The following is a 25,628-nucleotide window of genomic DNA, read 5'->3' on the forward strand; positions in this document are numbered from 1 at the left end:
AAATAATCAAGGAGTGACGTTATGAAAGAGACTTTCAATCTTGCACTGATCTATGGCAGTGCCCGTGAAGACCGGTTCTGCGACACAGTTGCCGACTGGGCGATCAAAATCCTGAAAACAGATCCGGATCTGTCGGTTGATATTATCGATCCGGCGAAGCTCGATCTGCCATCCCGTCACGTCGGCAATGCGCATCCCGGTGTTGCCGAACTCCAATCCGCTCTTGCCGAAGCCGACGCCTTTATCATCGTCACCCCCGAATATAATCACAGCTTTACCGGTGAACTGAAATTGCTGATCGACGCAGCCAAGCCCGAATGGCGCCGAAAGCCATTGGCATTTGTGTCCTATGGCGGAATGTCGGGTGGTTTGCGGGCGGTCGAACAATTGCGACTGGTTTTTGCCGAATTGCATGTCGTGACCATGCGCGACGTTGTCAGCTTTGCCAATGTCTGGGACCAGTTTGATCAGAATGGTTATCCGATCGACAAAGCCGGGTCCGAGGCGGCCCTTAAACACATGGTCAATGATCTGAAATGGTGGGCGCGCACATTGCGCGAGGGCCGCTATCCACAAGCCCGGGCCGAAATGCCGGAGGTCACGATATCATGAACGGGGCGGTCAACTGACCGCCCCGTCATTTCAATTACTCGCTGTTGTTAACAGGAACCCTAGTGGGCGCGCATCCGGTCGACATATTCCTTGAGTTGACGGCGCGCGGCCTGATAGCTGTTTTTGAGCGCGATATAGACATCCTCGTGGGCATGATCGGCACTGTCGCGCTTAACCATAATCTCCTTACCCGGCACATGAATTCCGAAATGAACCGCATAGCGGTTTCCCTGTGCGTGGGATGCATGGGGTCTTTCCACGATGACATGACAACTTGTCATGCGGTCGAAGGTTTCTTCCAGTTTTTGCACCTTGAAGCGGATCCGCTCGTCCAGCGCATCTGATTGATCAACATCACGGTAGGTGATTTGAACGGGAACCTTCATATTGCGGCCTCCTGTTATAGAGCCTGAGACATTCACAAGGCATTGCACCTTGCAATTATCCGAAACGTTTGCCGTTTCGGGGCAGGACAGGACCCAAGACAACTTCCGCAAGCCTCGCGCCCTGTAATGAAACCGTCTTTTTATATACTTAGGATACAGGGCTTGCGCTGCAAGATGCGTTGACGCATATCAAGCACTGCCTGAAGGTTGCCAAATCGGGACCCAGCAGCGCAAATTGCACATAGTGGATTGAAATTACAGGAGAACACAGAGGTCATGACGGAAGAAAAAATGCGGTTCGAGGCTGAAGTCAGCCGCCTGCTCGATATCGTTGTCCATTCGCTTTATTCAAACAAGGACATCTTCCTGCGCGAGCTCATTTCCAATGCGTCGGATGCCTGCGACAAGCTGCGCTACGAGGCGATTGCAAAACCGGAACTGCTCGCAGGGGATTCAGAATTCAAGGTTCGTCTTCTGACCGATAACGTCCGTAATGTTCTGACGATTGCCGATAACGGGATCGGGATGAACAAAACCGACCTGATTGAAAACCTTGGCACAATTGCCAATTCAGGCACCGCGAAATTCGTCGAGGCCCTGTCGAAATCCGACAAGGCAAAGGATGTTGACCTGATCGGTCAGTTCGGTGTCGGTTTCTATTCCGCCTTCATGGTTGCGGGTCAGGTCGACGTCGTCACGAAAAAAGCCGGTGAAGATCAGGCGTGGAAATGGTCATCGGATGGCAAGGGCGAATACACCATCGCCGAAGCCGAAATGGAAGGCCACGGCACCCAGATCACCCTGCATCTGACCGATGATTTCAAGGAATTCACCGAAGAACACCGACTGCGCCATATCGTCAAAACCTATTCCGATCATATCGGCATCCCGGTTGTCCTGATGAAGGCGGACGGCAATGACGAAACGCTGAACGAGGCATCGGCACTCTGGACCCGTCCGAAATCCGACATTACCGACGAACAGTACAAAGAGTTCTACAAACACAATTCGCACGCGTTCGACGATCCGTGGAAAACCATCCACTATCAGGCCGAAGGTGCGATTGAATATACCGGTCTTCTGTTCCTGCCGACCATGCGCCCGTTCGATCTTTATGATCCGGCGCGCAAAGGCCATCTGAAACTTTATGTCCGCAAGGTCTTCATCACCGAAGGCGCCGATGACCTTCTGCCGCCTTGGTTGCGGTTTGTGTCCGGTGTTGTCGACAGCCAGGATCTGCCGCTGAACATTTCGCGCGAAATGCTGCAACACAATCCGGTCCTGACCAAAATCAAAAACGGCCTGACCAAAAAACTCCTGTCCGAACTTGAAACCGCATCGAATAAAGACTCGAAAGGTTTCGAAACCTTCTGGGAAAACTTCGGTTCTGTCGTCAAGGAAGGCCTGTATGAAGACTACGCCAACCGCGACCGCATCCTGAAACTGGCACGTTTCCGGTCCACGCATTCGGATGGCTGGACAACGCTTGCCGACTATGTCACCCGCATGAAGGATGGTCAGAAGGCGATCTACTATATCAGCGGCGAAGACGTCGATGCGCTCAAACGCAGCCCGCAGCTTGAAGGTTTTGCCGCCAAGGGGATCGAAGTTCTGCTGTTGACCGATCCGGTGGATGAATTCTGGTTGCCATCTGTTGGCCAGTTTGAAGAAAAAGACTTCAAATCGGTCACCCGTGGCGGTGCGGACCTTGCCGACGTCAAATCCGATGACAAGGATGATGCCAAGGACGACAAGAAAGACGATGCCGCGTCCGATGCGTCCCTTGATGCCCTGATCGCATCGATCAAGATCGCACTTGGCACCAGCATCAAGGATGTCCGTGAATCAGATCGCCTGACCAGTTCGGCCTGCTGTCTGATTGCCGATGAAACCGGCATGGATTTGCGGATGGAACGCCTGATGAAGCAGCATAACCGTGTTGATGAAATCAGCCCGCGCATCCTTGAAATCAACCCGAAACACAGCCTGATCAAAAAGCTGTCGGACATTGCCATCAAGGACGCCAAGACCCCGATCCTTCATGACGCCGCCCTGCTGCTGCTTGATCAGGCCCGGATTCTGGAAGGCGAAGCCCTGCCCGACCCGGTCAGCTTTGCCCGTCGCCTTGATCTGGTGATGGAAAAGGGTCTGGGCAGCTAACCCGTCCCTGTTCGATGTAAAACCAAAGCGGCGCGTCATTCGATGCGCCGTTTTCTTTTGCAGATTCTGCAAATTTAAAACGGTTCTTTACCAAACACCGGCATATAACCACCACATTAGGCAAACAGACTTTGGCATACGGGAAATTCGGACCGATGATGAACTGGCAAAAACTGTTGTCACCCGCGCGTCTGGGCACACGACATTCAAGTGTCGGGGCGTTCGGTCGATCCGATTTTCACAAGGATTACGACCGGATCATTTTTTCGTCGGCTTTCCGGCGTCTGCAACGCAAGACGCAGGTTCATCCGCTGCCTGAAAACGACAATGTCCATACCCGCCTGACCCATAGCCTTGAAGTATCCTGTGTTGCACGGTCCATGGGACTTATGGTCGGCCATCAGCTGGCCGAAAAAGGCCACCTGCCCGACGGAATTGAACCCGATCATATGGCCGCCATTGTTCAGGCCGCCGCCCTTGCCCATGACATCGGCAACCCGCCATTTGGCCATGCCGGGGAATATGCCGTTCGTCAGTGGTTTCTGGATGCCGATCCCAAATATCTTGCGCCGCTGTCCGAGGCAGAACGTGCCGATCTGACCACCTTTGAAGGCAATGCGCAGGGGTTCAGGTTACTGACCCATAAACGAAGTGGCCTTTATGACGGCGGCATGCGCCTGACCTATGCGACGCTGGCAAGTTTTGTGAAATATCCATGGTCGGCGATTGGCAGCCCTTATCCCGAGAAAATGAAATTCGGTGCGTTTCAGCGCGAGATGGATCTTCTGACCGAGGTCGCCGATGCCACCGGCCTGATCCGCACCGGGGCACAATCATTTTGCCGCCATCCGCTGGTTTATCTGGTCGAGGCGGCCGATGATGTCTGTTATGCCCTGATTGATATCGAAGATGGTGTCGAACTGGAACTGGTTGATTTCAGCGTCTTTGAAAACCTGTTATTGCCCTGCATCCCGGGCGACATTCCTAGCGAATATCACCGTGAAACCAACATCCGGCGCAAGATGACCTTCCTGCGCGGCAAGATCATCACCGGGCTTCTTGATGCGCTGACCGATGCCTTTGTCTTGCGCGAGGAGCAGTTGCTGAACGGGGCAGTCGATGGTGATCTTCTGTCCTGTGCCGATGGTCCGTTCAACGAAATGATCGCGACCGCCAAACAGTTTTCAGAAAAGCAGATCATTCTGAACCGGCGCAAAGTCCAGATCGAGGTCGGCGCATTTGCCTGCCTTGAAACGCTGCTTGATACCTTCTGCAAAACAGCCCTTGAAATCCATCAGGCCAAGGATGACGCAGAGCTTTCCTATCGTACCGGACGGGTTCGCGAACTGATCGGCAATGATTCGATGCCGGTCGGCGCACCGCTTTACAACCTGTATCTGACGATCCTTGATTACATATCGGGCATGACCGACGACTTTGCCGCCCGCCTTGCGCGCGATATCGGCGGCGGACAGCATTGATGCGCGGCAATCGTAACGGCCGGACGCAAGCATAGGAAACGGGACGATGTGGTTATTTGCCCCGTTCATCGGTCGCTATCGCAGGCGTCTGGCTTTTATGGCGGGCGCAGGATTGGCGGTCGTCGTTTACGGGTTGGTTGAACAAAGCACACGGCCCGAAATACAGGCATGGTACTGGCCCGGGATTGCCGGTTTCCTTACGTTTGCCATCACACGCTTTACCGTTTCACGGCTGATATCGCGGTTTATCGGCGGGGTTCGTCGCCACATGCATTAACAAAAAAGGCAGGCCCGGAAGCCTGCCTTTCACATGCAATGCGGTTCAACCGCCAATCATCAACACCATCGAATGGGCTATGGGGAATTAACCCTGCCCACCGCCCATGGCCTGACTGATTTTTTTGTCGGTGTTGTACTGGCTCAACGCATAGACAGCCCAGATTGCCGCCGGAATCCACCCCAGAAGGGTAATCTGCAAGATCAGGCAGATGATACCTGCAATGGGCCGCCCGATGGTAAAGAACAACAACCATGGCAGCAGAAGCGCGATGAGTAACCGCATATATTCACCCTCTTTGTTATGTCGGCTTACATGCCGTCTTCAAATTTCACCGTAACAACCCTGTTGCCTTTTTCCGCGACACCATCGGCAGTCGGAACCGGTACGTTGGCCTCGCCGCTGATGCTGATGGCAAGCCTGCTGGGGCTGACGCCATGATCACGCAATGCCTTGACCACCGCATCAACGCGCGATTTGGCAAGGATGTCATTATACATCGGATCACCGGCCCGGTCAGCATAGGCTGTAAGACTGATCATTTTCGGGTCGAATTTTTCATATGCTTCGACAATCCCGTCAATAACCGGCATCGCCTTGTCACCAAGAACGGCACTGTCGAACGCAAAGTAGATTTTCATCGGTTCAGGCATCATCATCGGCGCAGCCGCGGCCATCGGCTTTTGATCAAGTTCCGCCTGAACAAGGGCAAGTGCCTGATAGAACGAGGCACGGCAATTATCGATGTCTTCCTGCTGAATGTTTTCTTCAAGTTCCTGCATCCAGCAATCGAAAGCAGCCTGGGCCCGTGCGGCGGCCTCTGGTGCCTTGTCCCGTCCGCCCGCATCAAAGGCCGCCATCAAATCAGCCCGTGCAACACTTATTTCTGCCAGGCCTTCTTCGGGCAGATTGCGATCTGCCAATGGTTGCGGACCGGTATCCTGTCCCATCGCCGCCGTTTTCGCGCGGTTGGTGAAGTAACGCGCATCCGCCCAGTCCGCTTCGTCATATTCGGCTTGCGCAAGGTCGGAATACGCCTGATGAAGGGCTGCATCAAATGCCGACCCCGTATCGGTCATCCCGCGAACGCCCGGAATATCCATGTTCGCACAGGCCGCAAGAAAGGCAGCTGCGGAAACAGCAAAAAGCAGTTTAGCTCTCATCGGTCTTCACTCCTTGTCTGGATGACGACAATAATGATCCCAATCCCAATATTTTATTTTCAGGGCGCATAACCAACCGGTTGATCCGGCTTGATGGCAAACGCCGCGTAACCAATGCAATGCATTGATCTTTGTTTGGCGGTGTAAATCGTTGTCGATGACCAGATCGGAAAAATGACCAGACCCCGAAAATAATCTTTCCGGTTCATATTGCCGAACAAGATTCCCCAAGACGACACCGTCCATTGGTGAAATGTTTCCATACCCCAAAATATATGGAAACCAAATTCATGAAAAAAAGCAGGGAGATAGAGAAAATCTCACATCAGTAATATGCGGATTGTCCTTGTGCGGTGCGGCAGTACCGTCAATTCGCCGTTAAAAAGAAAAACGGAAGGAGCGATAGCCGCGCCTTCCGCCAAGACATTGATTATAAGGATATTATTGAAATATCCCGTAACTCCGGTTCCGAGTCCCGTTATTCGGACGAACCGCCAAACAGTCCCTTGACCGCATCACCGACAGCACCCGCACCGTCCTTGACCACGCCGCCGGTTCCGGTTGCAGCACCGCCAATCAATCCGGTCACTCCCTTGCCAAGGTCACCGACCCCTTGCAAAAGTCCATCGACATTCAGACTGGAAACCGATTTGAACACCGCGGTGTTAAGGGCGGTGATGATTTCTTCGGCGACTTGCGCCGGGGTCGCTCCGCCTTCTTGCTTGCCAATGTCCTTAAGGTAGATTTCAGGAAGTCCCGAAGACAGTTTTTTACCCTGCAGCATCGCGGCCGACACACTGACATTGCCGTTGCGGATATAGACATTATCAATCACGACCTTGGTACCCGAACCGTCATCGGCGGCGGTATCTGCCTTGTCGCCACCTGCACCGGTCGGGCCGGAGACACGCTGGACAAAGCTTTCAACATTGCGCTGAATGGTCGCGATGTTTGACGAACCCTGCCCCAATTCGTAGGTCACACTGGGCGCATCCACGATCACCTCGATCACGCGGATGGTATTGCTGGTAAGGGTCGAACCATCCAGTCGCACCGAAATATTGCCCAGCGAAAAGGCATGGTCGGTTTCAAAACCATCCGGGTTCCCGACAACCAGCCCGCCAATGGATGCCGTGTTCTGGGTGGTTTCAATCTTGACATTATCCACCGTCACATCGGCCAGCGTCACACGGGTTCCAGCCTCTTCGATGGTTGCTTTGACGATATTGTCAAGATTAACATAGACATACACCAGTCCGGCAACGACCAGCAAAATGATGGCTGCCAACGCGATGAGGATCTTTTTCATTGCCCGTATCCTGTTTTTTGTTTCATCGGGATAAAATTGCTTAAAGAATTGGGGACGTTCGTTTCCGGGTTCAATCAGAAGCTTCACCCCGGCACGCCCCGTGATCAAGACCTTTTAGACGAAAAAACAGCGGACTGGATAAATCCGGCCCGCTGTTTGATGCTGAAAAAACGGTATTCAGATATTGAACTCGACAACCACCGGTGCATGATCGGATGGTTTTTCCCAGTCACGGGCAAGGTCATAGACCGATGCGGTACGAACCGATCCGGCCATATTCGGTGTCATCCAGACATGATCCAGACGACGCCCCTTGTTGCTGGCCCGCCAGTCGCGTGAACGATAGCTCCACCAGCTAAACAGTTTTTCCGGCTCTTCGACGATTTCACGCACCGAGTCCACGAAATCACCGGATTTACGGAATGCTTCGAGCTTTTCAACTTCGATCGGTGTGTGGCTGACAACTTTCAAAAGCTGCTTGTGCGACCAGACGTCATTTTCCGACGGGGCAATATTGAAATCGCCGACCAGAATGGCCTTGCGATCCGGGTCGGCAACCCGGCGTTCCGCCCACCATGCGGTCATTTCATCAAGGAAGGAAAGCTTGTGGGCGAATTTTTCATTGATTGTCACGTCCGGTTCGTCGCCCCCGGCCGGGATGTAGAAATTGTGCAGCTCGACCCCGTTTTCAAACGTCACCATACAGTGACGGCGGTCTTCCTTGCCGCAGAAATGCCTGATATCGGTTTTGGCAAACGGCAACCGCGACAGGATCGCAACACCGTTATAGCTTTTCATGCCATGGTTATGACGATGAATGTAACCGGCGGCTTCAAATGCCTCGTGGGGGAAATGCTCGTCCGGGCATTTCAGTTCCTGAAGACACAGCGCATCGGGTTGTTGTTCTTCCAAAAACTTTATGACCTGTTCGATGCGCAATCGAACGGAATTGATATTCCAGCTGACGATTTTCAAAACGGACTCCGTTTCCTGATGAGGTGAGTGGGCCCTGACCCTTTAATCCCTGTATCTTGATATCCTGATGCTATTTCAGCGTAACCGACAGTTCGGCGACATCGGCAATCACCACATCCATGCGATCACCACGAACAACCTGACCGACACCTTCGGGCGTTCCGGTAAACAGCAGATCACCTGCCTTAAGCTCGATCAGGGTCGACAGATGCACCAATGCATCAACCATCGGCCAGATCATTTTGGCGGTGGTATCATCCTGTTTGACCGTGCAATTGACCGACAGTTTCAGGTTGGTTGCCTGCGGATTGCCTGCATCGGCCTTGGGCCGGATTGCCGAAATCGCGGCACAATCGTCAAAGGATTTGGCCATATCCCACGGCAAACGGCGGTCCTTGAGGCCGGCCTGCACATCACGGCGGGTCATATCAAGGCCCGCAGCATATCCGAAAATGGCAGCTTCAACCGCCGCACGATCAAGGTTCTTGCCCCCCGCACCAAGGGCCACAACAAGCTCCCCCTCGTAATGGAGGTCTTCGGTTCCCGACGGATAGGCAAGATCACCGTTGCCAACCTTCAGGCAATCCGTCGGCTTCATGAAGATGCAGGGCGGGGTATCGGCCGGGTCGGAGCCCATTTCGCGCACATGGTCGGCATAATTCTTGCCAATGCAGAAGATGCGATTGACCGGGAAAAGCTGATCCGAATTCTGCACCGGAACGGTAACCGGCGTGGCTGCGGGAAAGACAAAATTCATGGTGGCCCCCTTGAAGGAAATCCTGATGGAAATATTGTCCTTACTGATACCCAAGCTGCTGATAAATTGAAATGCTTTGAGTACGGATTTAATCCGCCTCCCTGTCAGAAGCTGTCAGGAGGATGCTGCACCATCAAATCAGGTGCCCTTAAATGGCCGGTTGCTTGACCGGTCACTGATTTAGTGACCTAGTTGGCTGGTGCCTGCCCGTCTGCTCGTTGCTGATTGCAAAGGTTTCTGCATGTCCGATCATCATATTCAGCCATTACCGGAAATCCTTGCACATCTGAATGTTTCCCCCGAGGTCGGCCTTTCGGAAACGGACGCCACAGAACGCCGGAAGAAATACGGCAGGAACAGCCTTAAGGACCAGAAGCACGTCTCTTTCTGGAATATCCTGATCCGGCAATTTGCGGGGCTGATTGTCTATATGCTGGCCGGTGCCGCGGCCCTTTCATTTTATTTCGGCGACCTGACCGAGGGCATTGCCATCGTCGTGGTGCTGATCATCAATGCAGCCATCGGCTTTACATCCGAATTCAGGGCCATCCGTTCGATGGAGGCATTGCGAAAGCTTTCAAGTGTTCACGCCAAGGTAAGGCGGGATGGGCAAATCCACGTGCTGGAGGCCCGCGACATCGTACCGGGCGATATTGTTATCTTTGAAGCGGGCGACGTTATTCCGGCTGATATCCGTTTGATAGAATGCAGCAACCTGCAGGCAGATGAATCTGCTTTGACAGGGGAGTCCGTTCCGACGGACAAAACCATCAACCTGCCCGATGATGCCAGAACCGATGAAAACCTGCCGCTTGGGGATCGCACGAATATGGTGTTCAAGGGCACGGCCATCAGCCGCGGAGATGGATCGGGCGTCTGTGTTGCCACCGGAATGACAACCGAACTTGGTCATATCGCGGCGATGACCGAAATGGCAGAAGCCGAAACATCACCGCTTGAAAAACGTCTTGATACGCTGGCTGGTCATCTTATCTGGGCCACTTTGGGACTGACCATATGCATCGCCATTGTCGGCATTTATGTCGGCAAAGACATGGTGATGATGCTCAAGACCGGTATCGCCCTTGCGATTGCCGCCGTCCCAGAAGGATTGCCGATTGTTGCAACGGTTGCCCTTGCCCGCGGGATGTGGCGGATGGCGAAACGCAATGCCCTGATCAAGAACCTGTCAGCCGTTGAAACGCTGGGTGCGACCACGGTTATCATGACCGATAAAACCGGAACGCTTACCGAAAACCGGATGACGGTCGTAGCCCTCCGGACCTCGGAAAACGAGGTTGATTTTACGTCATCTCCTGGCGCATTGCTGGCAGCAAACAGCCCCGAAGAACTGGCCATACGGATTGCCGTTTTGTGCAACGACGCAATTCTGCTGCCATCCGGCAGCACGGAAAAGCATATTGGCGACCCGATGGAACTGGCCCTGCTTGAAGTCGCCCGGAATGCGGGCATTGATCAGACAGAACAACAAGCCAGATACCCCGAAATCGCCAAGGAAGCTTTCAGCACGCAGACCCGCATGATGGCAACCTTTCATCGCGATCAAAACACCCCCGATAACCTGTTTGTTGCGATCAAGGGCGCACCCGAAGCCGTCATAAAAAACAGCACCGGCTTCCTTGAAAATCATGGCTCGCGTGAAATGGACGAAAAAGCCCGGCGGCGCTGGTCGGATTTAAGCAATGACATGACGCAAAAGGGCTTGCGCGTTCTTGCCCTTGCGATGAAAAATGCCCCTGCGGTCGATACGCCCCCCTATCAGGATCTGATCCTGATTGGCCTGATCGCCCTTCTTGATCCCCCGCGAGAAGATGTACCTGCCGCAATACAGGCCTGTCATGCGGCGGGGGTTCGGGTCATCATGGTAACGGGCGATCATATCGGCACCGCCAGGAATATTGCGGCGCAAGTCGGACTTTGCGATGCAACGGCATCGGGACTTGAAGGCAGGATGCTTCAGGCAACCGACCTGACACAGAAAACAGAACGTGACCGCATTCTTGCCACCCCCGTTTTTGCAAGGGTCAGCCCCGAAGCAAAATTAAATCTGGTTTCCCTTCACCAGCAGGCAGGTGCCATTGTTGCCATGACTGGCGATGGCGTTAACGATGCCCCCGCGCTTAAAAAGGCTGATATCGGCATCGCCATGGGCAAAAGAGGCACAGACGTCGCCCGCGAAGCCGCAGACATGGTTCTGCGTGACGATGCCTTCCCGTCAATCGTAACCGCGATGCATCAGGGACGGGTTATTTTTGCCAATATACGCACCTTTGTGCTGTATCTGATGTCATGCAATCTCAGCGAGATACTCGTGATCGGCCTTGCCGTGCCAAGCGGTCTTCCCTTACCGCTTCTGCCGTTGCAGATTTTGTATCTTAACCTTGTAACGGACGTGTTTCCGGCTTTCGCACTTGGTATTGGCGAAGGAGACCGGCATGTGATGAACCAGCCCCCGCGCGATCCCAAAACACCGGTTCTGACCAAACAGGATTGGGGTGGCATTCTTTTTTACGGCGCATTGATTACGGTCGGCGTACTTGGTGCTTTCGCCATGGCACTGCATGTTTTCAACCTTGGGGATCAGGAAGCTTTGTCGGTATCGTTCCTGACACTTGCAACCGCACAGTTGCTGCATGTTTTCAACATGCGCGCCCGATCTTCCGGCTGGATTTTCAACGATGTTACCCGCAACCCTTTCATCTGGATTGCCTTGGGAATTTGCGTGCTCCTGATCGGGTTGACGCTTTATGTTCCCGCATTGTCCCGGCTGCTCATGATTGCCCCGCCAAGCGGCACGGGATGGCTTCTGGTTATCGGGGGAAGTCTGGTACCGCTGGTTATCGGGCAGGCCGCGAAAATATTCACCAAACCGGCAAAGCAACCTGTGTCGTCTTAAGGCCAATCACCCCGCGAAACGCAATGTGCCGGATAACAGTACCCGGCACATCAATTCCCCCACAGGTATCGCCAAAGGATATATATCAGGTCCTTACAGAAGCCCTTCAATCACCCGATCCGGCGGTGTGTGACCATCGACAAAGGTCTTGATATTGATCAGCACCTTTTCGCCCATATCGACACGCCCTTCGATGGTCGCCGACCCCATATGCGGCAACAGAACGGCGTTCTGCAATTCAAGCAGTTTCGGGTTCACGGCCGGTTCATGTTCGAACACATCAAGCCCGGCCCCGGCGATCTCGCGATCGGCCAGCATCCGGGTCAATGCCGGTTCATCGACAATCTCGCCACGGGCCGTATTGACCAGAATGGCGTGCGGCTGCATCAGTTTAAGGCGACGGGCCGACAGCAGATGATAGGTTGCCGGTGTATGCGGGCAGTTGACCGACACAACATCAACATGGGCCAACATCTGATCCAGGCTTTCCCACCAGGTCGCATCCAGTTCTGCCTCGGTATCGGGATGAACACGGCGGCGGTTATGATAATGCACCGAAAGACCAAAACCCTTTGCCCGGCGGGCCAAGGCCCGGCCAATGCGCCCCATGCCGACAATGCCAAGCCGCTTGCCCCAGATGCGATGCCCCAGCATCGATGTCGGTGCCCAGCCCGTCCATTCGCCGCTGCGAATCATGCGTTCGCCTTCGGCAACACGGCGCGATACTGCAAGGATCAGCGCCATTGTCATGTCGGCGGTGTCTTCGGTCAGGACATCGGGGGTGTTGGTGACGGTGATACCGCGTGACCGTGCGGTTTGCAGATCGACATGGTCAACACCCGTCCCGAAATTGGCAATCAGGCGCAAATTCGGCCCCGCATGGGCAAGAACGGCGGAATCGATTCTGTCCGTCACCGTCGGGACAAGAACATCGGCCTGTTTGACCGCCTCGATCAATTCGGCCTTGGACATCGGGATATCGTCGATGTTCAGACGTGCATCAAACAGTTCCATCATGCGGGTTTCAATCGCTTCCGGCAGTTTGCGGGTCACGATGACGAGGGGTTTTTTCTTGGTCATCTGCCGTTCCTATGCGGTCTTTTAACTCTTTTGCTGACAAGATGGGTTTCTTGCGCCAAATGCGCTCTTGCCGCAATGCAGTGATGCCACGTCACAGGGTATTAAAGCAAGAATTTTGACGTCATTTTTGTAATTTTATTTCTTAAAGAGCAAGGTTCGCCGGTTCCGAAGTTCTATTCCGGCAGCAGAAGAAAGAGCAGGGAAAACCGTCACAATGCCGCGGATCATCCGTAAATTCCTTCATACTTTTATCGCCATGGCGATCCTTGGCAGCCTTGGCGCGCCGATTGTCGCCAGCGCGCAGGAATCAGGCCTGCCGATCCCGCGCTTTGTTGCATTGCGGTCAGACAAGGTTCACCTGCGATCCGGGCCCGGCCTGCGTTACCCAAAGGTCTGGATCTATCAGCGCCGCAACATGCCGATGGAAGTCATTTCGGAATTTGATACCTGGCGCAAGGTTCGCGACTGGGAAGGCAGCGAAGGATGGGTGCATCAAAGTCTTTTGCTGGGATCACGTCATGTGATTGTCACTGCCGACACCATCACGCTTTATTCCGCCGCCGATGAAAATGCCCGCAAGATCGCCATTGTTTCCAATTCGGTGATTGGCAAAATCGAAACCTGCCCGCGTTCGGTTGACTGGTGTCAGTTGCAGTTTGGCGATTTCGAAGGATGGGCCCCGCGTCAGGGCTATTGGGGCATTTATGATGGGGAATATATCGAATAGGCTTTATGTCTTGTCCGACCAGGGCCTATATCATTCAGGCTTCTATCGATACGCGGGGCGCGCTGGATTGACCAGCCCCGCCACCACCTGACAAGGCGCCGCCAATACCCGTCCCACCACCGTTGCTGTCATAGCCGCCAAACGTGCTGGACGGGAGCGGATCGTTGGTATTTCTTCCTGTTGTCGGCGCGAAGTATTGCCCATCATCACTCCCGAATGGATCCGCGTTCGGATCATAGGCAAACGGATCATCACGCTCGGTAACCGGCTCAGGTCTTGGTTGCGGTTCTGGCAGACTGATGCCACCAATCGTCACGGTCTGATCCTGCAAACGTGCCGATATTTCGCCAAGATAGCCCTGAAAAGCTTCTATGATTCCGCGCCGCACCTGATCGGCGTCGCCGGGTTCGGCTGCGGCAAGTTGCGCCTGAAGGATGTTATTACCTGCAACCTCGGAAACCCGGCTGCGATCAGCCGCCCCGGCAATGCTTTCGCGGTCTGCCTGTAGGGATATTTCCCGGTTTGAAAGCGCTTCCTGCGCGGCATCAACACGGTCACGCGCATTGGAAACCCCGGCATCATCGGAAATGTCGATGGCGGATAGCCCGGTTGCCAGTCCTTCGGTTCCGGATGCATACAGTTCAACATTCAGACGGTTGCCTGATGACGTCCCCGATCCGATCTGCAATTCAATTGTCTGATCACTGTCCAGCAGGTTTTTGCCATCATAATTGCTGCTGGCGGCGATTTCGTCGATCTGATCAAGATAATCCTGAATTTGCGCTGTGATGAACCCACGTTCGACGCGTGACAGTGATGGATTGTTTTCAACGCTGCTGACCAGTGTATCGACTTCGTCCAAAGCAGAGCCGATCCGCGAAAGATCATCGGCGGCAACTTTAAGAAAATCATCCGCACGACCAAGCGAGCCCCGCAGGCTCCGGGATGCAGCACTGCTATTGCGAAGGGCATCGTTACTAAGGCTGGTGTTCGGGGAATTGCTGCTTTGGATGCTCTCGACGGACGCAAGCAGGCGGTTCTGCGGCGCGATGGCGCGCGCAGTGTCAGTATAGACCGGATAAGGACTACCAACTGCCTGCAATGTCGTTTCCGCACAAACAAGCCGGTTATGCAGCTACATGCTACGCCCCGGTCCGAATCACATTGATCCGAAGCCGGGCAGCCCATCCTGGAAGTCCGGCGGAAAAACCAGACATAAGTATAGTGTATTTGGAACGAAATATTAAGCCAAAACAAACAACTGGAGCGTTCAATCAGGCCGATGTTTTGTTTCGATGCAGGATTGCGAACATCTCAAGATGCGATGACCACAGGAACTGATCGACCGGAACAACCCGCGTCAGTTCATACCCACCATTGCGCAACACCCTGATATCGCGGGAAAATGTCGCCGGATTGCACGACACCGCGATCACCCATTCAGGCCCGTCAATCGCGAGGTTTTCACACTGCGCCAATGCACCGGCACGTGGGGGATCAAACAGGACAAGATCAAGTCCGGACAAGTCGGCCTTATCAAGGGGACGGCGAAATAGATCGCGTTCGACAACCTTGATCGGACTCGACGATTGTCCGACGGCATATTGCAGGCTGCGCACGGCACGCGGATCGCTTTCCACCGCGACGACATTGCGGCGATCCCCCCCCAATGCAAGCGCAAAGGTAAAGCTGCCAATCCCGCAAAACAGGTCCGCCACGTGGCGGGCCGGGATACGTTGCAACGCCACCTTGATCGCATTGGTCAGGGATGCCTCGCCATTCCGGGTCGCCTGCAGGAAGCCCCCCGGCGGCACGGGCACATCGATGCCTTCGAAGGCAACGGTTGGGGGGCGGCGCGCCGCCACCGGTTCATCATTGGCGTCACCGACCTTCCAGCTTAGCCTTGCCAGATCAAGATTTTCGGCAAATTCGGCCAGATCCTGCCGCATATCGAGCCCCGGTTCGACACCTGCATGTATCACCACATCAAGGCCGTTATCCGCACGGGTCACAAACACTTCCTTGACGGTCTTTGCGGCATCCGGATCACATTTGCCAAGAAAGGCCGCAAAGGCATCACGGAACGCCATCAGGTCCGGATGCAGAACGGCACAGTCGGCAATGTCGATGACCGTATGGCTGAACCGGCCATGGAAACCGACATGCACACCGGTTGCTCCCACATGAACAGCAAAACCGGCCCGGCGACGGCTTGCCGGTGGTGAAATTTCGACATCTCCCACCAGCTCCTCGGCCTCGTCGGGATCAAGTCCGGCACGCTGGACAGCGGTTAATGCCTTCTGGCGTTTCCAGTTGCGATAGCTGTCATCATCAAGATGCTGAAGCGCACATCCGCCGCAGCTTTCATAGTGGCTGCACCGCGGGGCACTGGCAGGCGCACTGCGCGCAATCAGTTCGACCAGTTCCGCACCATATCCATCACCGCGTTTTTGCCGCAGGGCCACACGCACGTCATCACCGGGCAGGACACAGTCGACATAGGCAATGATGCTGGAACCATCCGGCCCCGTGATGCTTGCAATGCCGTCGCCCCGCGCGCCGATTTCGCGGATTGTCGTTGTCGCCTCGAACCCGATCAACGGATCGCGGCGCGGCGCGGATTTACGACGCCCACCGCGGGCACGGGGATTGCGGTGATGATGTTTCATGAACTCTCTCTTTGATCCGGCTTCTGCTGCACCTTGCGGGATGGCGCATCGGCATCGACATACACCAGATATGCAATCACGAACAGACCCGCACAATGCATGGCTGTCTGACAGCCCGAAATCCGCCTTTCCCAGCATCACAAGTGATCATCGGGTCAGTTGAATTTAGCCTTTATTCACTTTTGCGCACGCTCAAACCCTTAAAATCGTGTAAGAATGCCCACATAAACAGCGTAGTGGATTAAATTACGGGGCCACAAAGCGCTGGCACGCTATTTTCGACAATTGCACGAACACCATCCTGACAATGCAATCTGTCTCATCAGGCTGAGGCGCAGAATAAAATCACGATTAAGCAATGATCGTGAGACTTGGGGAAGACATGGAAGACGATAACCGGCCAACCGAAGAATCAGCAACCGAGCGCAAAACCGGCATCCGCAAGCAGGCCCTTCTTGCCAGCTTCATGACCGGCGTGCTGCTTGCCCTCGCGACTTTTCTGCTCTGGAGCAACGCGCTTCAGAATCGCGATACCATGTTGCTGTCTGCGGCCCGGATCATGTCTTCTGGCATTGCGCAGCAGGTCAAACAGATCGTCGATAACAATCTGCATGTGCTCGAAACCTTTGCCGATAACTGGCAGGACGGCCCACCTGCGGAAGAACGCGATTATCTGAGCCTCGCCACCCCGTTGCAGGCCCGTTTTCCCGCCCTTCAGGCCGTCAACTGGGTCACACCGAACTACATCATCATGTATGTCGCCCCGATCAAGGGGAATGTCCCGGCGATGGGTGCGGACCTGAAACGCCATCCGCTTGCCGGGCCGGTGCTTGATATTGCGCTTGATCAGCGCCGCACACAGATCACCCCCACCCTTGAACTGCTGCAGGGCGGGCGCGGATTTGCCGTCTATACCCCGGTACTTAGCCGCGATGGGCAGATCATCGGCGTGATCAACGGTGTTATTCGTATCCGCACAATGCTGACATCGGTTATCGATGACGACGGGATCATGGGGTATTCGGTCCGTGTCCGCGAAGGCGACACCGTCCTGTTTGACCTTCAGGGCGAAGGCGACGATCCAGAGCTGAAACAGACCACGGCGGTCGATATTGCCGGTCGCCAATGGCACATTGATGTTACCGCCGACCCGACCCTTGCCAACCAGGCGATGTTCAGCCCGGAAACGGTGCTGTTTATCGGGGCGGCGATCACGATCATCATGACGATGATTGTCTTCGTGCTTGCCAACCGCCAACCGCGATCATCTGGACGCATCATCCAGCACATGCGTGCGCCTGACGATATCAGCGATCTGTCGCTTGCCATCACGCGGCTGGATGGTCACCTGAAATCCATGACGCCGGAAACGGCTGATTTCTTTGACCTGCGCGAAGAAGATTACGGCTTTATCCGGTTTTACAATCTGGCACCGGAATTCCAGTCCGACGGCACGGCATCACGCCGGGCGCAGGAAAAGATGCTGCTTGCGCTGAGCCGCGGGGACGAAGAACTTCGTCGCGAATGGGTTGTCCGCAGTGCCGAGGGTGTTCATGTGGTCTGCGACCTGTCGATGCGGCCATCTGTCAATCACGATGACTGCGTTGATATCACCCTGCATCACAATCCGGCGGCCAATGCATCGGTCAATCGCCTGCGCTATCTGGCAACGCATGATCCGATGACCGGCCTGCCAAACCGCGCACTGTTTGATGACCGGCTTAATCAGGCCGTTGCCCATGCCAAACGTTATGAAAAGCTTCTGGCGGTTCTGGTGGTGGATATCGATAATTTCCGTGCCATCAATGACCGGTTCGGATCGGATATCGGCGATGAAACATTGCGCACGGTTTCCGGTCGCTTGCGCGCGACGGTTCGGGAAAAAGACAGTTGTGCGCGTTTTTCGGGCGATATGTTTGCCGTCATTGCAACCGACCTGTCCGAAGCCGAAGGGGCGGCCCTTGTCGCAGAACGAATTGTCGAGTCCATGTCCCAGCCGATCCAGGCCGGTGGCAATGATGAAATCCGCCTGCATGTAAGTGTGGGCGTTGCACTTTACCCCAACGATGCCAGGGCACCTTCGCAATTGCTGGCCAATGCCGATGCCGCGATGTATCGCGCACAAAAATCAGCAGAGTCGTCCTATTGCTTCTTTGTCGAGACAATGAACAGCGTGATGCATGCCCGCCTGTCGATGGAAACGCAATTGCGTCGGGCGGTCGATGAAAAGCGCTTTGTTCTGGAATTCCAGCCGCGCTATCGCACATCCGACCGGACCCTTACCGGTTTTGAGGCCCTGCTGCGCTGGATCGATGAAAGCGGGAAAAGACGCCTGCCGCCTGACTTCATTGCCGTTGCGGATCGCACCGGCCTGCTGACCCCGCTGGGGCGCTGGATCATCGAAACCGCCTGCAAACAAATTGCGCAATGGCGGGACGAGGGTTACATCCCGGTTCCGGTGGCACTGAACGTCTCAAGCCGCCAGTTTATTCAGGCCGATCTGCTTAAAAGCATTGTCGAGCTTACCAAGGCATATGAAATCGACCCGGCAATGATCGAGATCGAAGTCTCCGAAGAAATTGCCATGCGTGATCCCGAACGCGCACTTGGCCAGTTCTATCGCTTTGCCGAGGCCGGGATTGGTCTGACACTGGATCATTTTGCTGCGGCCAACACATCGCTTCGCTATCTGAAACGCTTCCCGGTGCAGCGGATCAAATTGTCCAAGGCATTGTTTAACATCGCGCTTGATGAACAGCCCGAAAACAGCATCCTGCAACCGGCCATCCGGTTGTGCAAAAGCCTTAACCGCAAAGTGGTTGCTGTCGGCGTCGAAACCGAGGATCAGCTTGCCGTCCTGCAATCCGCCGATTGCGACGAATTGCAGGGCTTCCTGCTGTCGCCGCCGGTCGATGCGATTGAAACGACCGCACTGCTCAGCCATCAGAACCCGGCAGAAAAGTCACCGGCGCGAAGCTGAATTTCGCGGGCTTTCAGGATGAACCACAAACGGCAAGACCGGGTAAAATGCCCGGCCTTGCCGTTTTTTGCATTTGGCGCTGTTACAGCAGGAAGGTCGCTGCCAACCCAAGGAAGGCAAAGAAGCCAACCACATCGGTAATCGTCGTCAGAAATACCGATGAAGACACCGCCGGGTCGATGCCGGCCCGTTCCAGACCAAGCGGGATCAGCGCGCCAAACAATCCGGCAAACAGCAGATTGATGATCATTGCTGCCCCGATCACACCACCAAGCATGACATCATCAAACCAGAACCACGTCACAGCACCGGTCAGAACGGCAAAGGCAATCCCGTTCAAACCGCATACGGCGACTTCCTTGCGGATAACACGCCAGGCGTTGGTGCTGGTCAGTTCACGTGTGGCAATCGCACGCACGGCAACGGTCAGGGTCTGGGTCCCGGCATTGCCCCCCATCGAGGCCACAATCGGCATCAGAACCGCCAGCGCAACAAGCTGCTGGATGGTTGCTTCAAACACGCCAATGACCATCGATGCCGCAATGGCGGTAAAAAGATTGACCAGCAACCAGGTAAATCGCGATCGGGTGGTATCAAAAATCGCACTTGAAAGGTCGTCTTCCTCGCCAACACCGGCAAGGCGCATCATGTCTTCTTCATATTCTTCATCAATGACGTCAACCACGTCATCGACCGTGATCACACCGACCAGTCGGCCGCTATCGTCGACAACCGGCGCCGAAATAAGGTCGCGCTGACGGAACAGGTGGGCGACGTTTTCCTGTTCTTCGGTCACGACGACCGTGCGCATGTTCTCAGAATCCATGACATCACGGATCAGAACCGGGCGGTTCGTGCGGATAGCCCGTGAAAGCGGCACGATCCCGACCGGGCTGTAGCGCGGATCAACCACGATGATGTCATAAAAATCATCCGGAAGGTTTTTCGCCGAGCGCAGGAAATCGATGGTCTGCCCGACCGACCAGTAATCCGGAATCGCCACCAGCTCGCGCTGCATGATACGACCGGCGGTATATTCCGGATAGGACAGCGCTTCTTCAACGCGCGCACGTTCGATATCGGAAAGGGCACCCAGAAGTTCTTTCTGGTCTTCTTCTTCCAGATATTCGACAACCTCGACCACGTCATCCGAATCGAGTTCGGAAATTGCTTCGGCCACCGCCTCGGTACCAAGCAGCGAAATGACCTCTTCGCGCAGCTCGTCATCAAGTTCGGTCAGAAGTTCCGGATCGAAATCCGGACGGATCAGATCGACCAGCTTGACGCGCTGGCTGCTGCTGGCCCACCCTAGAAGGTCGGCAATATCGGCAAAGTGAAGTTCGGAAATCAGTTCTTCGGCGCGCGATACATCATCGTCGCCCAGTGCATCAAGAATCTCGCGCGCATATTCAGGAGTAAGATCGACATACTCGTCACCAGACGACGTATTTTCTGCCGGACGTTCCAGTTCTTCGACCTGATCCGTCATCTGCCCCTCCCCTGATTGTGTTGCGCGCTAATTTCGTTCCTGCACTTCAATTAAAAATGCCGTGCCGGACCAGTTGTCCGGCACGGCTGTTTCTGCGCTATCGGTCAGGCCCGGTCAAGGGCCGCGCGATAGCAATGTGCGGTTTAATTGTGTTCCTGACTGCGATTGATGGCATCAACCACGGCAATCGCACTCATATTAACAATCCCACGTACGGTGATCGACGGGCTGACCACGTGGGCCGGTTTGGCCGCACCGACCAGAATCGGGCCAACCGGCAAACCATCGCCCAGCATCTTGACCATGTTGTAGGAAATGTTCGCCGCATCAAGGGTCGGCATCACCAGAAGGTTTGCCGAGCCTTTCAACATCGAATTCGGGAAAATGCGTGACCGGATTTCTTCGGAAATCGCGGCATCGGCATGCATTTCACCCTCAACCTCAAGGTCGGGTGCCAGGGTACGGATCAGCTGCAACGCATCGCGCATCTTGCAGGCCGATTTGTTTTCATGGCTGCCAAAGTTCGAATGCGAAATCAGGGCGGCCTTCGGCGTAATCCCGAAACGCTTGACCACGTCGGCCGCCATGATCGCGGTTTCCGCAACATGTTCCGGCGTCGGATCAACCGACACATAGGTATCGGTCAGGAAGAATGTACCCTGCTTCATGATCATCATGTTGACGGTCGAGAAGTCGGTAACCCCCTTCTGCACGCCGACAAGGTTCCGCACATAGCGCAGATGACGCAGGAAACCGCCTTGGCACCCGCACAGCATCGCATCGACTTCGCCACGGCGCAGCATCAGGGCGGCAATCACGGTCGGACGGGTCCGCACGATGGAACGCGCATATTCCGGGTTGATACCACGGCGGCCCATGATGTTGTGGAAATCCTGCCAATCCTGTTCGAAATGCGGATTGTCTTCCGGATCATGGATTTCAACCTGTTCGTCCGGGATCAGGCGCAAACCAAGTTCGGCAATGCGTTCAAGGATCACATCACGACGACCGATCAGAACCGGATGACACACACCATCATCAACCAGAACCTGACAGGCCTGCAGAACACGGCGCGATTCGCCTTCGGGATAGACAACGCGTTTTTTCTGCGAACGCGCCATATCAAACACCGGCTTCATCACCAGACCGGACCGGAAGACAAAGCCTTCAAGCTGCTGACGATACGCATCGAAATCCGTGATCGGACGTTTGGCAACGCCACTATCCATCGCGGCTTTTGCCACGCGCGGCGGGATTTCAAGCATCAGGCGCGGGTCAAACGGCTTGGGAATAAGATATTCCGGCCCAAAACGCAGCTCCTGCCCGCCATAGGCAGCCGCCACAATGTCGGAAACCTCGGCAGTTGCCAGATCGGCAATCGCCTCGACCGCGGCAATTTTCATTTCCTCGTTGATCTCGGTCGCGGCAACGTCAAGCGCACCACGGAACAGGAACGGGAAACAAAGAACGTTGTTAACCTGGTTCGGATAATCCGTCCGTCCGGTCGCCATAACCGCATCCGGGCGGATTTCCTTGACCAGTTCGGGTGAAACTTCCGGGGTCGGGTTGGCCAGCGCCATGATGATCGGGCGTTCGCCCATCTTGCGCAGTTCTTCCTCGCCCATGATGTTCGGTGCCGAAAGACCAAGGAACACATCGGCCCCCTCAATCACATCGCTCAGGGTCCGTGCATTGGTGTCGATGGCATATTCCGCTTTCCACGGATCCATCTCTTCCTTGCGCCCCTTGTAAACCACACCGAACCGGTCGGTTACGGTGATGTTTTCGCGCGGCAGCCCCATGGAAACCAGAAGGTTAAGGCACGCAAGTGCGGCCGCCCCGGCACCAGATGCCACAAGGCGTACCTTGCTGATATCCTTGCCAACAACCCGAAGGCCGTTGCGCACGGCTGCGGCAACGCAAATCGCCGTGCCATGCTGGTCATCGTGGAAAATCGGAATGTTGCAACGTTCGCGTAATGCCTTCTCGATAATGAAGCATTCCGGTGCCTTAATGTCTTCCAGGTTAACACCGCCAAATGTCGGCTCAAGGGCTGCAACAATATCGATGAATTTCTGTGGGTCGGTTTCATTCACTTCAAGATCGAAGACATCGATATTGGCGAATTTCTTGAACAGAACCGCCTTGCCTTCCATCACCGGCTTGGATGCCAGCGGGCCAATCGGGCCAAGGCCCAGAACCGCCGTGCCGTTGGAAATCACACCAACCAGATTGCCGCGCGCGGTATATTCGGCTGCGGTTTCAGGGTCTTTGACGATTTCCTCGCAGGCGAACGCGACACCGGGCGAATAGGCCAGCGCAAGGTCGCGCTGGTTTGCAAGCGTTGTGGTTGCCGTAACGGACAGCTTCCCCGGGGTGGGATACCGGTGATAGTCCAAAGCTGCTTCGCGCAGCTTGTCATTTCTGTTTGCCATAAGAATACCTTTTAATTTCAGGTATTTGAGCCAAATTAACCGTAAATTGGTTAAATCCTGATTATTTTGTCTTTAAGTGGGGCGCACAGCGTAAAGTACTTTCAAGCCGGTTTGAAGCATTCAGTTCAAAGAACCGCCCAAACACGACAAGGGTCAGCATTGCATAATTTTCAACGCCACACCGCAACTTTCCTCGTTACCGACCAAATAGCGGTCCCGTTTCATATGGGGATCATCCGAAACGAAAAAACCCGCCATCGCTGGCGGGTTCTTTTCATGACCCTTCCCGAAGGAGGGATCCAGATAATGGTGCGGTCGAGAAGACTCGAACTTCCACGGGGGTTAGCCCACAGCGACCTCAACGCTGCGCGTCTACCAATTCCGCCACGACCGCATATGTCTTGTCTGCAAGCCCGTTGAGGTAATTTTGTGGGCTTGCCTTGGTGCGGAAAGGGAGATAGCAAAAAGGTTACCCCTGATCAAGGGCTCATTTCACTTATTTGACAGGAAAAATGCAAACCATCGCCCCTACCGCGCAAATTCCCGACTGGCGCACCGCCTCCGGGTTGGTTTCCTACCCCGAAGCGCTGGCCGAAATGGAAGCGCGCGCCGAAGCCATCCATGACGGCAAAGCCACGGAACTGGTATGGTTTCTGGAACATCCGCCGCTATATACGGCCGGAACCAGCGCGCATGTCGAAGATCTTGTCGATCCGGATCGCTTCCCCGTCTATGACGCGGGACGCGGCGGACAATATACCTATCACGGCCCCGGACAGCGCACCGTTTACCTGATGCTGGACTTAAAAAAGCGCGGTCGGGACGTTCGGGCCTATGTCCATAACCTTGAAGAATGGGTGATTCGCACCCTGGCATTGCTGGGTGTTACCGGCGAACGCCGGGATGGTCGGGTCGGTATCTGGGTTGTGCGCGATGGCGGACGCGAAGACAAGATCGCCGCCATCGGTGTGCGGGTGCGACGCTGGGTCACGTTCCATGGCATCGCGATCAATGTTCATCCCGATTTATCGCATTTCGGCGGGATTGTTCCCTGCGGTATTTCCGATCACGGGGTCACAAGCCTTGCCGATCTGGGTGTTGATATTTCTATGGCGGAACTCGATAGGCTGTTAAAACAGACCTTTGTCGATGTATTCCCCGGATTCGCAGATGAGTGACAGCCAGAACAGGGGTGCCAGAACCAGCAAAGCCAAACCGGGCAGTTCCCGGAAGATGGGCGAAAGCATCGCCGAAGTCGGCATGGCTGATGCGGAACGCGATATTCTGGCAGAACTCGACAAGGCGCTTAGCGAACATATCTCGCTTCTGCTGGGATGGTGCCGCCGCCTGACCCTGCCCACGGGCAAACAGCCCCCCGCAACAGCCCACGACCATAGCGAAGACCACGATTGCGACTTTGGGGCATGGTATGCGCTTAATCGCCATAACAGGCTCATAGACCAGCCTGCGATGCATGCGCTTGCCACCACCCATGAACAGCTTCATGCGTCCGCCAGACGGCTTCTGGACGGCCACGAAATTGATGGCAGCGTCGACGAAGCCGAATTCGAAATGCTGTCACTGCGCGCCGAATCGTTTTTTGCCCAGCTTCGTCGGCTCGAACGGGCCTTCCGGACCGCGCGTTCCGATGTCGACCCGCTGACGGGCACCTATAACCGGCAAACCATGCTGGGTGACCTTGGCAATGAACGCGAACGTTCTGTGCGCACCGATACACCAACCGCGATTGCCCTTGTCGATCTGGATCACTTCAAAGCGGTGAATGACACACATGGCCATCAGGCCGGCGATCTGGTGCTGCAATCGGTTGCCGGTATCCTGCAATCGCATGTCCGCCCGTTCGACAAGGTCTATCGTTATGGCGGTGAAGAATTCCTGATTTGCCTGCCAAATGCCGACATGAAGCAATCCGCACGCGTTCTTGAACGCCTGCGCCGCGTTATCGAAGCATCCCCGGTGACGCTGAATGACGGTACGATTTTGCCGGTCACGGCCTCTATCGGGGCGGCCCCGATGACCAAAACCCGCACGATCGAACAGATCATCGAAAAGGCCGATCAGGCGCTCTATGCCGCCAAGGAAGGCGGCCGGAACAAGGTTCGGGTCTGGCGCAATCCCGATGGTCCCAAGAACACCGGCAAAACCGACGGATCGAAATCCGACGCCTGAGCACCGCAGCCGATATCGAAA

Annotated in this window: 21 protein-coding genes and 1 tRNA gene; 9 read left to right on the plus strand and 13 right to left on the minus strand. The window is 55.1% G+C overall.

Annotation, left to right across the window (positions count from 1 at the left end; genetic code table 11):
* The first annotated feature begins 21 nt into the window (after nt 1-21).
* Nucleotides 22-612, plus strand: coding sequence for an NAD(P)H-dependent oxidoreductase (locus tag BC440_RS03945; protein WP_071239578.1), 591 nt, complete (start codon nt 22-24; stop codon nt 610-612).
* 59 nt (nt 613-671) lie between these two features.
* Here BC440_RS03945 and BC440_RS03950 read toward each other — a convergent pair whose 3' ends face one another.
* Entirely contained in the window at nt 672-998 is a 327-nt protein-coding gene (locus tag BC440_RS03950; protein WP_007088900.1) for an HPF/RaiA family ribosome-associated protein, read from the minus strand.
* A 276-nt stretch (nt 999-1,274) separates the two neighbouring features.
* Between BC440_RS03950 and htpG the strand changes: the two genes are divergently transcribed.
* The 3 genes from htpG to BC440_RS03965 all read left to right on the plus strand — a co-directional run bounded on the left by htpG (nt 1,275) and on the right by BC440_RS03965 (nt 4,916).
* Nucleotides 1,275-3,158, plus strand: coding sequence for a molecular chaperone HtpG (htpG, locus tag BC440_RS03955; protein ID WP_071239579.1), 1,884 nt, complete (start codon nt 1,275-1,277; stop codon nt 3,156-3,158).
* Nucleotides 3,159-3,313: 155 nt separating this feature from the next.
* A complete protein-coding gene (locus BC440_RS03960) occupies nt 3,314-4,639 on the plus strand; it encodes a deoxyguanosinetriphosphate triphosphohydrolase (RefSeq protein ID WP_083379295.1) in 1,326 nt (441 codons plus the stop codon).
* 46 nt (nt 4,640-4,685) lie between these two features.
* Complete coding sequence (locus BC440_RS03965; protein ID WP_071239580.1) at nt 4,686-4,916, plus strand: hypothetical protein; 231 nt, start codon at nt 4,686-4,688, stop codon at nt 4,914-4,916.
* An 87-nt stretch (nt 4,917-5,003) separates the two neighbouring features.
* On the opposite strand, the gene BC440_RS03970 is transcribed toward BC440_RS03965, so the two are convergent.
* The 6 genes from BC440_RS03970 to BC440_RS03990 form a co-directional block, all read right to left on the minus strand.
* Entirely contained in the window at nt 5,004-5,201 is a 198-nt protein-coding gene (locus tag BC440_RS03970; protein ID WP_007088905.1) for a YqaE/Pmp3 family membrane protein, read from the minus strand.
* Nucleotides 5,202-5,227: 26 nt separating this feature from the next.
* Complete coding sequence (locus BC440_RS03975; protein ID WP_071239581.1) at nt 5,228-6,079, minus strand: OmpA family protein; 852 nt, start codon at nt 6,077-6,079, stop codon at nt 5,228-5,230.
* Between the two features lie 6 nt (nt 6,080-6,085).
* The gene (locus BC440_RS22570) at nt 6,086-6,325 is read right to left on the minus strand and encodes a hypothetical protein (RefSeq protein WP_139192070.1); all 240 of its coding nucleotides are present in this window, start codon (nt 6,323-6,325) and stop codon (nt 6,086-6,088) included.
* Between the two features lie 232 nt (nt 6,326-6,557).
* Complete coding sequence (locus BC440_RS03980; protein WP_071239614.1) at nt 6,558-7,388, minus strand: hypothetical protein; 831 nt, start codon at nt 7,386-7,388, stop codon at nt 6,558-6,560.
* 177 nt (nt 7,389-7,565) lie between these two features.
* Complete coding sequence (gene xth, locus BC440_RS03985; RefSeq protein ID WP_037988136.1) at nt 7,566-8,363, minus strand: exodeoxyribonuclease III; 798 nt, start codon at nt 8,361-8,363, stop codon at nt 7,566-7,568.
* A gap of 70 nt (nt 8,364-8,433) precedes the next feature.
* On the minus strand, nt 8,434-9,120 hold the full coding sequence (locus BC440_RS03990) for a fumarylacetoacetate hydrolase family protein (RefSeq protein WP_071239582.1): 687 nt from the start codon (nt 9,118-9,120) through the stop codon (nt 8,434-8,436).
* Nucleotides 9,121-9,361: 241 nt separating this feature from the next.
* Between BC440_RS03990 and BC440_RS03995 the strand changes: the two genes are divergently transcribed.
* Complete coding sequence (locus tag BC440_RS03995) at nt 9,362-12,037, plus strand: cation-transporting P-type ATPase (RefSeq protein WP_071239583.1); 2,676 nt, start codon at nt 9,362-9,364, stop codon at nt 12,035-12,037.
* A gap of 93 nt (nt 12,038-12,130) precedes the next feature.
* On the opposite strand, the gene BC440_RS04000 is transcribed toward BC440_RS03995, so the two are convergent.
* Nucleotides 12,131-13,117 carry a D-glycerate dehydrogenase gene (locus BC440_RS04000; protein ID WP_071239584.1) on the minus strand — a complete coding sequence of 329 codons (987 nt, stop codon included), beginning with the start codon at nt 13,115-13,117 and terminating at the stop codon, nt 12,131-12,133.
* A 214-nt stretch (nt 13,118-13,331) separates the two neighbouring features.
* On the opposite strand from BC440_RS04000, the gene BC440_RS04005 reads away from it, so the two are divergent.
* On the plus strand, nt 13,332-13,844 hold the full coding sequence (locus tag BC440_RS04005) for an SH3 domain-containing protein (RefSeq protein ID WP_071239585.1): 513 nt from the start codon (nt 13,332-13,334) through the stop codon (nt 13,842-13,844).
* A gap of 34 nt (nt 13,845-13,878) precedes the next feature.
* Here BC440_RS04005 and BC440_RS04010 read toward each other — a convergent pair whose 3' ends face one another.
* Together BC440_RS04010 and BC440_RS04015 are read right to left on the minus strand one after the other, a co-directional pair.
* Nucleotides 13,879-14,946: a hypothetical protein gene (locus BC440_RS04010; protein ID WP_071239586.1), complete on the minus strand. Its 1,068-nt coding sequence runs from the start codon at nt 14,944-14,946 to the stop codon at nt 13,879-13,881.
* Between the two features lie 172 nt (nt 14,947-15,118).
* Nucleotides 15,119-16,513 carry a methyltransferase gene (locus tag BC440_RS04015; RefSeq protein WP_083379296.1) on the minus strand — a complete coding sequence of 465 codons (1,395 nt, stop codon included), beginning with the start codon at nt 16,511-16,513 and terminating at the stop codon, nt 15,119-15,121.
* Between the two features lie 358 nt (nt 16,514-16,871).
* Here BC440_RS04015 and BC440_RS04020 point away from each other — a divergent pair, with 358 nt between their 5' ends.
* Nucleotides 16,872-19,493, plus strand: coding sequence for an EAL domain-containing protein (locus BC440_RS04020; protein WP_247643526.1), 2,622 nt, complete (start codon nt 16,872-16,874; stop codon nt 19,491-19,493).
* 82 nt (nt 19,494-19,575) lie between these two features.
* Here BC440_RS04020 and mgtE read toward each other — a convergent pair whose 3' ends face one another.
* The 3 genes from mgtE to BC440_RS04035 all read right to left on the minus strand — a co-directional run bounded on the left by mgtE (nt 19,576) and on the right by BC440_RS04035 (nt 23,811).
* Nucleotides 19,576-20,982, minus strand: coding sequence for a magnesium transporter (gene mgtE, locus BC440_RS04025; RefSeq protein ID WP_007088916.1), 1,407 nt, complete (start codon nt 20,980-20,982; stop codon nt 19,576-19,578).
* A 143-nt stretch (nt 20,983-21,125) separates the two neighbouring features.
* Entirely contained in the window at nt 21,126-23,417 is a 2,292-nt protein-coding gene (locus BC440_RS04030) for an NADP-dependent malic enzyme (RefSeq protein ID WP_071239587.1), read from the minus strand.
* A gap of 307 nt (nt 23,418-23,724) precedes the next feature.
* Nucleotides 23,725-23,811 (minus strand) — tRNA-Leu (locus BC440_RS04035).
* Between the two features lie 118 nt (nt 23,812-23,929).
* Between BC440_RS04035 and lipB the strand changes: the two genes are divergently transcribed.
* Nucleotides 23,930-24,595 carry a lipoyl(octanoyl) transferase LipB gene (lipB, locus tag BC440_RS04040; protein ID WP_007088918.1) on the plus strand — a complete coding sequence of 222 codons (666 nt, stop codon included), beginning with the start codon at nt 23,930-23,932 and terminating at the stop codon, nt 24,593-24,595.
* A complete protein-coding gene (locus tag BC440_RS04045; protein ID WP_071239588.1) occupies nt 24,588-25,607 on the plus strand; it encodes a diguanylate cyclase in 1,020 nt (339 codons plus the stop codon). Before lipB ends, BC440_RS04045 begins: the two co-directional genes overlap by 8 nt.
* Nucleotides 25,608-25,628 lie beyond the last annotated feature (21 nt).

It is taken from the genome of Thalassospira sp. MIT1004 (assembly GCF_001858545.1).
Taxonomy (GTDB): Bacteria; Pseudomonadota; Alphaproteobacteria; order Rhodospirillales; family Thalassospiraceae; genus Thalassospira; species Thalassospira xiamenensis.

Coding starts and splice junctions, on each gene's coding strand:
- BC440_RS04045 (WP_071239588.1), top strand. CDS start 24,588: ATGAGTGACAGCCAGAACAGGGGTGCCAGAACCAGCAAAGCCAAACCG.
- BC440_RS03950 (WP_007088900.1), bottom strand. CDS start 998: ATGAAGGTTCCCGTTCAAATCACCTACCGTGATGTTGATCAATCAGAT.
- BC440_RS03960 (WP_083379295.1), top strand. CDS start 3,314: ATGATGAACTGGCAAAAACTGTTGTCACCCGCGCGTCTGGGCACACGA.
- BC440_RS03995 (WP_071239583.1), top strand. CDS start 9,362: ATGTCCGATCATCATATTCAGCCATTACCGGAAATCCTTGCACATCTG.
- BC440_RS03945 (WP_071239578.1), top strand. CDS start 22: ATGAAAGAGACTTTCAATCTTGCACTGATCTATGGCAGTGCCCGTGAA.
- BC440_RS03980 (WP_071239614.1), bottom strand. CDS start 7,388: ATGAAAAAGATCCTCATCGCGTTGGCAGCCATCATTTTGCTGGTCGTT.
- lipB (WP_007088918.1), top strand. CDS start 23,930: ATGCAAACCATCGCCCCTACCGCGCAAATTCCCGACTGGCGCACCGCC.
- BC440_RS03970 (WP_007088905.1), bottom strand. CDS start 5,201: ATGCGGTTACTCATCGCGCTTCTGCTGCCATGGTTGTTGTTCTTTACC.
- BC440_RS04015 (WP_083379296.1), bottom strand. CDS start 16,513: ATGAAACATCATCACCGCAATCCCCGTGCCCGCGGTGGGCGTCGTAAA.
- BC440_RS03975 (WP_071239581.1), bottom strand. CDS start 6,079: ATGAGAGCTAAACTGCTTTTTGCTGTTTCCGCAGCTGCCTTTCTTGCG.
- mgtE (WP_007088916.1), bottom strand. CDS start 20,982: ATGACGGATCAGGTCGAAGAACTGGAACGTCCGGCAGAAAATACGTCG.
- BC440_RS04020 (WP_247643526.1), top strand. CDS start 16,872: ATGATCGTGAGACTTGGGGAAGACATGGAAGACGATAACCGGCCAACC.
- BC440_RS04030 (WP_071239587.1), bottom strand. CDS start 23,417: ATGGCAAACAGAAATGACAAGCTGCGCGAAGCAGCTTTGGACTATCAC.
- BC440_RS04000 (WP_071239584.1), bottom strand. CDS start 13,117: ATGACCAAGAAAAAACCCCTCGTCATCGTGACCCGCAAACTGCCGGAA.
- BC440_RS03990 (WP_071239582.1), bottom strand. CDS start 9,120: ATGAATTTTGTCTTTCCCGCAGCCACGCCGGTTACCGTTCCGGTGCAG.
- BC440_RS22570 (WP_139192070.1), bottom strand. CDS start 6,325: ATGGACGGTGTCGTCTTGGGGAATCTTGTTCGGCAATATGAACCGGAA.
- BC440_RS04005 (WP_071239585.1), top strand. CDS start 13,332: ATGCCGCGGATCATCCGTAAATTCCTTCATACTTTTATCGCCATGGCG.
- htpG (WP_071239579.1), top strand. CDS start 1,275: ATGACGGAAGAAAAAATGCGGTTCGAGGCTGAAGTCAGCCGCCTGCTC.
- BC440_RS03965 (WP_071239580.1), top strand. CDS start 4,686: ATGTGGTTATTTGCCCCGTTCATCGGTCGCTATCGCAGGCGTCTGGCT.